The sequence below is a fragment of the Lapillicoccus sp. genome (genome assembly GCF_036559105.1).
Taxonomy (GTDB): domain Bacteria; phylum Actinomycetota; class Actinomycetes; order Actinomycetales; family Dermatophilaceae; genus Lapillicoccus.
Map to the genome: position 1 here is coordinate 1 of NZ_DATBTV010000071.1, position 11,352 is coordinate 11,352.

The window sequence follows — 11,352 nt, forward strand, 5'->3', positions numbered from 1 at the left end:
CCGACCATCCCCGTGCGCGGTGGGCCCTGCCCGCGGGCGCCGTCGTCCTCATCGCGGCCGGGAGCCTCGTGGCCACCCGCACCGCCAGCGCCGACTCGGGCCTGCCGGCCCGGTCCGCTGCCCAGCTCCTCGTGGACGTCCGGCAGTCCGCGAGCCGGCAGCTGTCCGGAACCGTCGTCCAGACCGCGAACCTCGGCCTACCCGACCTCGCCGGACTCACCGGTCAGGCGTCGGGCAGCCCGGCCGCCAACGGCGGTGCGGCGAACCTCACCTCGGTCATCTCCGGCACGCACACCTGGCGGGTCTGGCTCGGTGGGCCCACTCAGGCGCGGGTGGCCCTGGTCGGGGGCTCGGGCGAGTCCGACGTCATCCGCAACGGCAACGACGTCTGGGTGTGGTCCAGCGCCGACAAGTCCGCGGTCCACCAGACGCTCACCGCGAAGGACCAGGCCCGGGCCGGCACCCCGCAGCTCTCTCCGACCGACCTGCCGAAGACGCCCGAGGAGGCCGCCCAGAAGGCGCTCGCCGCCATCGACCCGACGACGTCGGTGACCTCGGCCGGCACCGCAGTCGTCGCTGGACGACAGGCCTACGAGCTGGTCCTCCAGCCGAAGACCAAGGACACCCGCGTCGCCCAGGTGCGGATCGCCGTCGATGCCGACACCCACGTGCCGCTACGCGTCCAGGTCTACTCGACCAAGCTGGCCAACCCGGCAGTGGAGGTCGGCTTCACGTCGGTCGACTTCACGGCCACCGACGCGCGCCAGTTCGCGTTCACGCCGCCGCCTGGCACGAAGGTCAGCGAAGGCGACACCGCCGCGCCCGGGACGGCGAAGCCCGCCACGCAGCCGGCCGAGCCCAAGGTGGTCGGCACCGGCTGGACGTCGGTCGTCGTGGCTCAGCTGCCCGCCCAGGTCACGGGTGCCGGTCAGGACACACAGATCCAGGGCCTGCTCCGCTCCATCCCGGAGGTCTCCGGGACGTGGGGTAAGGGTCGCGTGATCGACGGGACCCTGTTCTCCGCCGTGCTCACCGACGACGGCCGGGTCGCCGTCGGGGCGGTCGCGCCGGAGGCCTTGTTCGCGGCGCTGAAGGCCTCGTGACCCTGCCGGTCACGCAGGTGTCACCCCGGGCCACGGCTCGGGCGACGGCTCCGGACACCTCCGTGCCCGCTGCGGACCCTGCGGTCGAGACCCGAGGCCTGAGCAAGCGGTTCGGCTCGCGGCTGGCCGTCGACGGGCTGGACATGGTCGTCCCCCGGGGCGCGGTCTATGGCTTCCTCGGGCCCAACGGCTCCGGCAAGACGACGACGATCCGGATGCTGCTCGGGCTCGTCGAGCCCACCTCGGGGACGCGGTCGCTGCTGGGGCACGCGATGCCGCGGGAGGCGTCGCGTGCGCTGCCTCAGGTCGGTGCGCTGGTCGAAGGGCCGGCGTTCCACCCGTACCTCTCGGGCCGGTCGAACCTTGCGCGCCTCGACGCGGCCGACCTATGGAGCGAACCGCGTACCGCGCGCACCCGGATCGACGCCGCGCTCGACCGGGTTGGACTGCTGGCGACCGCCGGCAAGCGCTACCGCGCCTATTCGCTCGGTATGCGGCAGCGGCTCGCCATCGCGGCCTCCCTGCTCACGCCGCGCGAGCTCCTCGTCCTCGACGAACCGACGAACGGCCTTGACCCCCAAGGAACTCGCGAGGTTCGGCACCTGGTCGCGTCGCTCGCCGGGGACGGCGCGACGGTGCTCATCTCGAGCCACCTGCTCTCCGAGGTGGAGCAGATCTGTACCCATCTGGGGATCATGAGCGACGGCCGGCTCGTCGCGCAGGGCACCGTCCACGAGCTGCGTGGGGCCGGGGTGACGACGGTCCGGGTGACGACGTCACGACCGTCGGACGCCGGGTCCGTCCTCGGGCGGCTCGGCATCACCGACGTCGAGGTGGTCGGCGACGAGGTTCGCGGCCACCCGGGACCGGTCGCGCCCGAGACGATCGTGGCGGCGCTCGTGCACGCCGACGTACCCGTGCGGGGGTTCGCGGTGACGACGCCAAGCCTCGAGGACCTGTTCGTCGGCCTGACGGGGGAGGGCTTCGATGTCAGTGGCTGAGACGACGACGGTGCCCGAGCCGCCGAGCACGGCGGTGAGCGCGGGATCGCGGAAGCGCCTGGTGTCGACCCGGCTCCTGCGCTCCGAGATCCGGCTCATCGGCGGCCGCCGCCGCAACCAGATGGGACTGCTCGTCCTCGCCACGGTGCCCATCGTCCTGGCGATCTCGGTCAAGCTGTCCAGCAGGTCGTCCGGCGGCGGCCCCGACTTCCTCGACTCGATCACCTCGAACGGGCTGTTCGTGCCCCTGGCGGCGCTGACCGTCGAGATGGGGATCTTCCTGCCCCTGGCCATCTCGACGCTGGCCGGCGACGCGATCGCGGGGGAGGCGAACCTCGGCACGTTGCGCTACCTGCTGACCGTCCCCGTGAGCCGGACCCGGCTGCTCGCCGTCAAGTTCGCGTCGTTGTGCATCGGAGCGCTCTGGGGCGTGGCGACGGTCGCCCTCGCCGGCGCGATCATCGGCATCGCCCTGTTCGGCACCGGGCCGCTGACCACCCTGTCCGGGTCACAGCTGGACTTCGGTGCCGCGCTCGGCCGGGTCCTGCTCGTGGTCGTCTACCTCAGCGCCTGCATCGCCGCCCTGGGGGCCGTGGGCCTGTTCATCTCGACGCTCACTGAGCAGCCCATCGCCGCGACGATCGCCTTGATGATCTTCACGATCCTGTCCTGGATCCTCGACGCGGTCCCTCAGCTGGAGTGGCTGCACCCGTGGCTGATCGTCCACGAGTGGCTGTCGTTCTCCGACCTGCTGCGCGACCCACCGTTCTGGGACAACGTGCTGCGCGGGCTGGGGGTCGACGCCGCGTATGCGGCCGTGTTCTGGCTGCTGGCCTGGGCCCGGTTCTCCGGCAAGGACGTCACCAGCTGACCCGCTACGAGCTGCTGGTCGTCGTCGTGGTGGTCTTCCCGGGCAGGTAGGGCTCGATGGCCTGGGCCAGCTTATGGGGGGTTCATCGACTGCAGCCAGACGTGGCCCGGTCCGGACATCTGGGCGAGCAGCAGCGAGTCGCCGAACAGCTCGTTCTTGGCGCCCTTGACCGTCGCGAACTCCAGCGGCATCTCGGCCCGGATCAACGCGAGGTGGCCTGGGTGGACGAGCATCGACTGGCCCGCGACGAGGTCGTACTCGACGATCTCCCCGGACATCTGCACCCACGCCGTCCCGTTGCCGCTGAGTCTTTGGAAGATCACGCCGCCGCCGCCGAAGATCCCGGCGCCCAGCTTCTTCTGGATGCCGACCGAGATCTCGACGTCCGGGGTGCTGCACGTGTAGGAGTCGGACTGGACCATGTAGTTGTCGGCCGGGTCGATCCGCAGCTCGCGGATGACGCCGGGGAGCCGGGCCGTGAAGGCCACGAACCCACCGTTCGCCGGCGCGGTGTACTGGGTGAGGAACAGCTGGCCGCCGCCGAGGACCCGCTTCAGGCCGCTCATGAACCCCCTTGCCGCCGGACCCGAACCGCGTCGAGGTGTCCATGTCGAAACCGGGTGTCAGCCAGGAGACCTCACCGCCCTCGGCGATGATCTCCTCGCCCGCGGCCAGGATGACGTCAAGGACGGGCATCGTCGTGCCCAGGCTGCGTGTCTGCATACGCTCGGAACCAGCGCGTCAGGGTGGCGCACCGGTCGAGGTCGTCCGGGCCGGTGAGGTCCGGGAGTGCGAGGAACATCGCGCTCACACCCATCTCCCGCAGCCGCGCGTAACGGTCGACGTGCGCGGCCGGTTCTCCGGCGTGGTGACGAGCTGCGTACGTCGCGGCCGGTGTTCGCCCGCGCAGCCGCTCCACGCGGCGAGCCGTGTCGTCGCGCGAGTCGCCGACCACGGCGACGTCGAGGACGGTGGTCGCGACGGCGTCCGGGTCCCGTCCGGCGCGCTGCGCCGCGCTACGCACCGCGGCGATCCGTGCCGGGAGCAGCGCCTCGTCGGAGGACACGTTGCAGGCGTCGCCGAGAGCACCGGCGATGCGCAGCGTCCGGGCGCCGGCACCGCCGACGAGAACGGGGAGGTCGCCGACCGGACGTGGGTAGAAGGTGGTCTCTGGGAGCGAAACCCGCTCACCCGCATACGCCTTTGTGCCAGGCGCCCAGAGCGCGCGCATGGTCTCGATCGTCGTAGCCAGCGTATCGAGCCGCTCCCGGGGCGGCGGGAACGCCATACCGAACCCCAGGTGCTCCCGCTCGAACCAGCCCGCGCCGACCCCGCAGAACGCGCGCCCGCCGGAGAGCACGTCCAGCGTTGCCGCCTGCTTGGCGAGGACCCCCGCGTGATGGAGCGTCACCGGCGACACCAGGGTCCCCAGCCGCAGGTCCGTGTCGAGCGCTGCTAGGTGTCCGAGGGTCACCCACGGCTCCGGGATCGGGTCCCACGCCCGGGCCACCTGAGGGATCTGGACGAGGTGGTCCATGAGGGACAGCCCGGCGAAGCCGACCTCCGCCGCGCGCAGGGCGATGTCGCGCAGCCACGCCGAGGGGTTCCCGCCCCAGGGGAAGCTGCTGACCTGGAGGAACACGCCCTCGAGCGGCCGCCCGCGGGACGGCGGTGCCACGGCGGTCGCGCGTCGTGGTTCTGGCGCCGGCGTGTCCGTGACGACGTGGACGAGGTCCCAGCCCTCACGGTCGAGCTCGCCCACGACGGTCCGCATCCGGCGCAGCTGGGTGGTGAGCACCGTGGCCGGGACCGGTCGGTCGCGCTGGGTGTTGCGGGTACGGCATACCGGCGCGGGGGTGTCCAGCACCACGGCGACCGCGGGCAGCCCCGCGGACCGGGCCACCGCGAGGTATGCCGCTCGCCGCGACGGGTCGAGTCCCAGGGTGTCGACGACGACAGTCAGCCGGCGGCCGGCCCGGGCGGCGACGATCCGGTCCAGCAGGTCGAACGAGTCCACCGACGCGTCGAGGTCGGCGGGGCCGCTGCCGACGACCTCACGCAGTGCGTCGGAGGACACGACCTCCGCGGTGCGGTAGCGGGACGAGGCCCAGTGGGACTTGCCCGACCCCGCCGCCCCGACGAGGACGACGAGGGCGGGGTCGGGCAGCTCAGGCATACCTACCCGCGCCTGCGGTCAGGCCCTCACCCCAGCTGTTTGACGTCGAGCTCGCCGTCCGCGTACCGCTTGCGGATCACCTTCTTGTCGAACTTGCCGACCGAGGTCTTCGGGACCTCGTCGATGAACGCCCAGCGCTCGGGCACCTGCCAGTGTGCGACCTTGCCGTCGAGATAGTCGGCCAGCTCGTCCGGCGTCACGGACTGGCCCTCGATGACGACCACCGAGGCGAGCGGGCGCTCGCCCCACTTCTCGTCGGGGACTCCGACCACGGTGGCCTCCTGGATCGCGGGGTGGCCCATCAGGGCGTTCTCGAGGTCGACGGAGGAGATCCACTCGCCGCCGGACTTGATGACGTCCTTGGAGCGGTCCGTGAGGTAGAGGAACCCGTCCTTGCTGAGGGCTCCGACGTCACCCGTGCGCAGCCACCCGTCGTCGCTGAACTTGGCCGCCATCTCCCGCCGGTCGGTGTCGTTCTCGGTGCCGTTCATGAAGTAGGACGCGGTGATCCACGGACCCCGGACCTCGAGCTCGCCGACCGACTCGCCGTCCCACGGCTGCTCCTCGCCGTCCGGCCCGATGAGCCGGCCCTCGACGCCGACCAGGAACCGGCCCTGCGCCGAGCGGTAGCGCCAGTACTCGTCGCTGCCCTTCTCGGCCGCGACGGGTGGGATCGCCAGGGTCCCGACCGGGGACATCTCGGTCATGCCCCAGCCGTGGATGATCTCGATGTCGTGGCGCTCCTGGTACGCCCTGATCATCGCCGGGGGAGCCGCCGAGCCGCCGACCATGAGCCGGTAGCAGGAGTCGGCCTTCTCCGGGTGGTCGTCGAGGTAGCGCAGCAGGTCGTTCCAGATGGTCGGGACGCCGGCGCCGGTGGAGACCTTCTCGGCCTCCATCATGGCCGCGAGCGGCTCAGCCTGGAGGAACCGGTCCGGCATGATCAACGAGGTGCCGGCCAGCATGGCGATGTAGGGGAAACCCCACGCGTTGGCGTGGAAGAGCGGTACGACGACGAGGCTGCGGTCGCCCTGACGGACCCCGAGGCTGTAGGCGTCGGAGAGGGCGTGCAGGTAGTTGCTCCGGTGCGAGTACGCGACGCCCTTGGGGTTGCCGGTGGTGCCGGAGGTGTAGCACATCGACGAGGCGGCGTTCTCGTCCATGTCCTCGGGCCAGTCGAAGGTCTCCGGCTGACCGCTGATCAGGTCGGCGTAGTCGTGGACGCCGTCGACGTGGTCGACCCCCTCCAGGGCTGCCCGGGTGTCGGCGTCGATCGGGCCGTTGACGACGATGTGACGCAACGTCGTCAGGTGCGGCAGCAGCTTCGCGAACGGCGCCGCGAGCGTGTTGTCGACGATGACCACCTCGCTGCCGCCGTGGGTGGTGACGTAGATCAGCTGCTCCGGGAACAGCCGGATGTTGAGGGCGTGGAGCACCGCGCCCATCGACGGGACGGCGAGGTAGGCGGTCAGGTGCTCGGTGTTGTTCCACATGAACGTGGCGACGCGCTGGTCACCGGTGATGCCGAGGCCGCGGAGGGCGTGGGCCAGCTGGGCGGCCTGGGTGCCGAGATCGGCGAAGCTGAGCCGGCGGCCACCGTCGGCGGTCCACGTGACGACCTCCTGGTCCGCGTGGAGGGTGGTCCCGTAGCGCAGGAGCTGAGAGATCAACAACGGTGTTGTCTGCATGGTGCTCTTCATGCCGGTGAGCGTGTCAAACAACAGGCCCTTTGGGTAGGGAGTCCGGCGGACGTTCGCACACCTGTAACGCTGTGGGGGCCGCCGGGCCCGAGGGGAGCGTTACGTTCGGAGCATGACTCGATCGCTGCGGTTGTCGGTGGCCGTCACCGGGTACCGGTCGGGCTCGGCCTGGCTGCCGCACGAGCGGGACGTCGCGCTGGCCGTCGGCCCGACCGGGTCGGACGTGACCACCGACGCCGGGCGCTCCTGGGCGTCGTTCGACGGCGGCAGCTTCGACAGCGTCGAGTGCGCCCGGGACGGCTCCTGCTGGGCGTCCGGCGAGCAGGGCCGCGTGGCCCGGCTCGTGGTCGGCCGTGACTGAGATCCGTCGGTTCCGGCGGCGACTGGCGGCGGCCGCGGCCGCTGGCGCCGTCGCCGTCGGGGCCACCGGCTCGGTCGCTGTGGCCGACCGGGGCCCGGACACGACCGCGAGCGGCAGCACCGACGTCGCGGTGTCATGGGTGTCGACGCCGACCGGCAGCGACGTCCGCTTCCGTGGGCTCTCTGCGGTCTCGGGCACCGTCGCCTGGGTGGGCGGAACCGGGGCCGTCCTCCGCACGACCGACGGTGGCGCCACGTGGGTGTCGGTCGGCCCCCCGGACGTCAGCGGACTGGACCTCAGGGACGTCGAGGCGACCTCGGACCGGCACGCGGTGATCCTCTCCGTCGGGAACGGGACGGACTCGCGGATCTACGTGACCGACGACGGCGGCGGCTCGTGGACCATGGCCTTCCGCAACGAGGACCGGGCGGCGTTCTACGACTGCATGGCGTTCAGTACGCCGCAGCGCGGGCTCGCCCTCAGCGACCCGGTCGACGGAGCGTTCCGGCTCCAGGAGACGACCGACGGCGGCCACACCTGGTCGCTCGTCGACCCGTCCGGGATGCCGCCGGCCGGGGCCAACGAGTTCGCGTTCGCGGCCAGCGGCACCTGTCTCACCGCCGGCCAGAACCGGACGACCTACCTCGCCTCGGGCGGGGAGGACGGGCCGCACGTCCTCGTCAGCCAGGACGCCGGTCATTCCTGGTCGGTGACCACGGTGCCACTGGCCAAGGGTCCCGCGGCGGGAACGTTCTCGGTGCGGTTCCGGGACCGTTCGCACGGCATCGCCCTGGGCGGCGACCTCGGCAATCCCACCAGCAACCTGGGCAACGCGGCGTGGAGCGATGACGGCGGGTCGACGTGGGACCGGGCCGCGGTGTCGCCGTCCGGGTACCGGTCCGGGTCGGCCTGGCTACCGCGCGAAGCCGACGTCGCGCTCGCGGTGGGGCCGACCGGATCCGACGTCACGACCGACGCCGGACGGACATGGTCCTCGTTCGACACCGGCAGCTTCGACAGCGTCGAGTGTGCGTCCGACGGCGGTTGCTGGGCTGCGGGCGAACGGGGCCGCGTGGCCCGGCTGGCGGTCAGCCCCAGATGACCGGCACAGTGGGACCGTGAGTGTCGAACACCATCGCGAGCGCGAGCTGACTTTCGACGTCGACGACGACTGGGCGGTCCCCGACCTCTCCGCCGTGGCACCCAAGGGTGGCCGGGTGCAGACGGCCGAGCACGAGCTTGTGGCGACGTACTACGACACCGAGCGCTCGACCCTGCGGCTGCTCGGCATGACCCTGCGCCACCGGGAGGGTGGCGCGGATGCGGGGTGGCATCTGAAGATCCCGGCGGGCGACGCTCGGACCGAGGTGCAGAGCCACGCGGCGGCGGGTTCCCTGCCCGTGGCGCTGCGCCGGCGGCTGGCTGGGGTTCTGGGGGACGACACCGTTCGTCCGGTGGCGACGATCCGGACGACCAGACAGACGACCCAGATCCTCGACACCACCGATGAGCTGGTCGTCGAGCTGGCCGACGACCGCGTGACCGGTACGGCCGCCGGTGCCGACGCCTACCCCATCGTCTGGCGTGAGGTGGAGGTCGAGCTCGGCTCGGCCGGCGACGAGGACGACCTCGACCGGGTCACCGCACTCCTCGACGGCGCTCGGCCGGCGGTCGTGACCCGCAAGATCACCCATGTCCTGGGCGAGCCGCCGCGAGCCGAAGAGGAGGGAGTGCCCGCCCTCGTCGCGGCCTACCTGCGCGCCCAGTGCGCGGCCATCCTCCTCGGCGATGTGGGCGTGCGCGACGACCCGACACCCGAGGCGGTGCACGCCACCCGGGTGGGAGTCCGGCGGCTGCGGAGCACCCTGCGCCTCTTCGACCACGTGGTCGACGCGGTACCTGAGTCGTTCGACGAGGACCTCGGCTGGCTGGCGGGACTCCTCTCCCCGATCCGGGACTCCGACATCCTCGGTCGCCGGTTCTCCGACGCCCTCGACGAGCTGGAGCCCAAGGACGTCGTGGGGCCGGTCCGGGAGGAGATCCGACGCGCGTTGCGGACCACGCGCCGTACCGCCCTGGAGGAGTGGCGACGGGCCGTTGACGAGCCGCGGTACCGGGGCATCCTGGTCACGTTGGTGCGCTGGTATGCCGCGGTTCCGGTTCTCGACGAGGCGCGGGTCCGGCCCCAGAAGACCCTGCGCAAGGCCCGGCGAAAGGTCCGACGTCGGCTGACGGACGCGACCGACGCGCACGGCCTCCACCAGACCCGCAAGGCCGCCAAACGGTTGCGGTACGCGAGCGACCTGCTGGAGCCGGCACTGCCGCGAGCGGGCAAGGTCGCCAGGCGCGCCAAGCGGCTGCAGACCACCCTCGGCGCCCACCAGGACCTCGCGGTGGCGTCGGAGTTCGTCCGTTCGATGGTCGAGTCCGGCCAGGTCGAGAACGCGTTCACCTACGGCGTCCTGGCCGACCGTTTCGACCAGGAAGCGGCCGAGATCCGCTCATCGGTCCTCGACCGATGAGTTCGGCCGCGACGCGCGGTCGGACCTGGCATGACTGACACTCGAAGCACAGGGCGGATCGACCGGCGGTACAGCGACGCGAAACGACCTCCATCGGACTGGGCGGACGCCGAGCGGGCCATGGTCGGTGCCGAGCTCTACTGGTTCACGTCCGTCCGCGACGACGGGCGACCGCACGTCTCGCCGATAGTGGGGGTATGGCACGACGGTGCCTTCCACTTCTCGACCGCCTCGCGCGAGCAGAAGTGGAAGAACATGGCCTCGAACGACCGGGTCGCCGTCACCACGGGCACCAACACCTGGAACGAGGGTCTTGATGTGGTCCTCGAAGGTCACGTGCAGCGCATCACGGAACCTGCTGCGCTGCAGCGGACCGCCGACACCTACGCGGCGAAGTACGGCGAGTCGTGGGCGTTCGCCGTCCTCGAGGACGGGTTCGACCAGGGGGACGGCACCGTCACCGACGTGTTCCGGGTCAACGCCGACAAGGTGATCGCCTTCGCCAAGGACCCGCACGGGCAGACGACCTTCCGGTTCGGCTGACCCGAGCCGCCAGGGCGGTGAGCTCGCCCCCCGCTGAGGGGTAGAGCTCACCGCCCTCGTGATGGTCGCCGGGCGCCCGCTGCCGACCGGATCAGGCCGCAGCCGGAACCTGGTCGAGGAACCCCAGCACCAGGCTGATCCGGCCGTCGTCGGCGAGCGTCACGACGTCCGAGCCGATGACGACCGGCTCGGCGCCGGCGGGACCGAGGCCCCAGGTGAAGCGGGCCTGGTCGTGGTGCCCGTCGACCTCGCCGACCTGGGTGAAGGCGAAGCCCGGGAACTGGCCCTGAGCGGCCGCGATGAGACCGTCGATCTGGTCGTGGCCGGTCACGTCGGCGAGCGGGTCGGCATAGCGGGCGTCGTCGGTCCAGACGCGTTCGACGGCGGCACGGCGGGCCTCCGGGGCGGTCTCGTTCCAGGCGGCCAGGTAGTCGCGGGCGATCCGCTGGTAGTCGGTCACGGTGGCTCCTTCGGGTGGTGGGCGGCCCCGCTGGCCGGCCCGTCCCCCGATCCTCGGGTCACCGAGGGAATGGCGTCGATGACCTCAGAGGTAACGACCGGCGCTCGCGAAGGGGCATACCGTCCGGGGGGTGAGCGCCAGTGCCGTGGGTCCGCAGCTGCGGCGATGGCGGGAGCGCCGTCGACTCAGCCAGCTCGAGCTCGCCTCGCGGGCCGACGTGTCGACCCGTCACGTGAGCTTCGTCGAGACCGGGCGTTCGCGTCCGACGCCCGCGATGATCCTGCGCCTGGCCGAGCACCTCGACGTCCCGCTCCGGGACCGCAACGCCTTGCTCGTGTCGGGCGGGTTCGCCCCGGCATACCCCGAGCAGCCCCTCACCGCCCCGTCGATGGCCGTCGTCAACGAGGCCCTCAACGCCGTTCTCGAAGCGCACCAACCGTTCCCAGCGCTCGTGGTCGACCGGCAGTGGAACCTCGTGGCGGCCAACGCGGCGGTCTACCGGCTCGTGTCCGGCGCGTCGCCGGCGCTGCTGGAGCCACCGGTCAACGTCATCCGACTCACGCTGCACCCGGACGGGCTCGCGCCTCGGATCGTCAACCTCTCCGAGTGGCGCGC

The 11,352-nt window shown here is 71.7% G+C and carries 12 protein-coding genes; 8 read left to right on the forward strand and 4 right to left on the reverse strand.

Translation table 11 applies throughout. The annotated features are described in order from the left end of the window. The 3 genes from VIG79_RS09335 to VIG79_RS09345 form a co-directional block, all read left to right on the forward strand. Positions 1-1,103, forward strand: a 1,103-nt coding sequence (locus tag VIG79_RS09335) for a LolA family protein (RefSeq protein ID WP_331884883.1), incomplete at its 5' end; no start/stop codon positions are given. Continuing rightward, positions 1,100-2,104 carry an ATP-binding cassette domain-containing protein gene (locus VIG79_RS09340; RefSeq protein ID WP_414672611.1) on the forward strand — a complete coding sequence of 335 codons (1,005 nt, stop codon included), beginning with the start codon at positions 1,100-1,102 and terminating at the stop codon, positions 2,102-2,104. The genes VIG79_RS09335 and VIG79_RS09340, both read left to right, overlap by 4 nt. Continuing rightward, on the forward strand, positions 2,091-2,975 hold the full coding sequence (locus VIG79_RS09345) for an ABC transporter permease (RefSeq protein ID WP_331884885.1): 885 nt from the start codon (positions 2,091-2,093) through the stop codon (positions 2,973-2,975). The genes VIG79_RS09340 and VIG79_RS09345 overlap by 14 nt, the downstream gene beginning before the upstream one ends. Positions 2,976-3,046: 71 nt before the next feature. On the opposite strand, the gene VIG79_RS09350 is transcribed toward VIG79_RS09345, so the two are convergent. The 3 genes from VIG79_RS09350 to VIG79_RS09360 form a co-directional block, all read right to left on the reverse strand. Beyond that, positions 3,047-3,541, reverse strand: a complete 495-nt coding sequence (locus VIG79_RS09350; RefSeq protein ID WP_331884887.1) for an AIM24 family protein — start codon at positions 3,539-3,541, stop codon at positions 3,047-3,049. A gap of 116 nt (positions 3,542-3,657) precedes the next feature. Further along, positions 3,658-5,151: an LLM class flavin-dependent oxidoreductase gene (locus VIG79_RS09355; protein WP_331884889.1), complete on the reverse strand. Its 1,494-nt coding sequence runs from the start codon at positions 5,149-5,151 to the stop codon at positions 3,658-3,660. Positions 5,152-5,177: 26 nt separating this feature from the next. Beyond that, the gene (locus tag VIG79_RS09360) at positions 5,178-6,851 is read right to left on the reverse strand and encodes a long-chain fatty acid--CoA ligase (RefSeq protein WP_331884891.1); all 1,674 of its coding nucleotides are present in this window, start codon (positions 6,849-6,851) and stop codon (positions 5,178-5,180) included. Positions 6,852-6,963: 112 nt separating this feature from the next. Here VIG79_RS09360 and VIG79_RS09365 point away from each other — a divergent pair, with 112 nt between their 5' ends. Genes VIG79_RS09365 through VIG79_RS09380 form a run of 4 tightly spaced genes read left to right on the forward strand, consistent with a single transcriptional unit; the run spans position 6,964 to position 10,277 of the window. Beyond that, complete coding sequence (locus VIG79_RS09365) at positions 6,964-7,212, forward strand: hypothetical protein (protein WP_331884893.1); 249 nt, start codon at positions 6,964-6,966, stop codon at positions 7,210-7,212. Next, positions 7,205-8,314, forward strand: coding sequence for an oxidoreductase (locus VIG79_RS09370; protein WP_331884895.1), 1,110 nt, complete (start codon positions 7,205-7,207; stop codon positions 8,312-8,314). Before VIG79_RS09365 ends, VIG79_RS09370 begins: the two co-directional genes overlap by 8 nt. Before the next feature lie 16 nt (positions 8,315-8,330). Then, positions 8,331-9,734: a CYTH and CHAD domain-containing protein gene (locus tag VIG79_RS09375; RefSeq protein ID WP_331884897.1), complete on the forward strand. Its 1,404-nt coding sequence runs from the start codon at positions 8,331-8,333 to the stop codon at positions 9,732-9,734. Positions 9,735-9,764: 30 nt separating this feature from the next. Beyond that, positions 9,765-10,277, forward strand: coding sequence for a pyridoxamine 5'-phosphate oxidase family protein (locus VIG79_RS09380; protein ID WP_331884899.1), 513 nt, complete (start codon positions 9,765-9,767; stop codon positions 10,275-10,277). Positions 10,278-10,368: 91 nt separating this feature from the next. Here the strand turns inward: VIG79_RS09380 and VIG79_RS09385 are convergent, their stop codons facing one another. Then, the gene (locus tag VIG79_RS09385) at positions 10,369-10,737 is read right to left on the reverse strand and encodes a nuclear transport factor 2 family protein (RefSeq protein WP_331884901.1); all 369 of its coding nucleotides are present in this window, start codon (positions 10,735-10,737) and stop codon (positions 10,369-10,371) included. 130 nt (positions 10,738-10,867) lie between these two features. On the opposite strand from VIG79_RS09385, the gene VIG79_RS09390 reads away from it, so the two are divergent. Beyond that, positions 10,868-11,352, forward strand: a 485-nt coding sequence (locus VIG79_RS09390) for a helix-turn-helix transcriptional regulator (RefSeq protein WP_331884903.1), incomplete at its 3' end; no start/stop codon positions are given.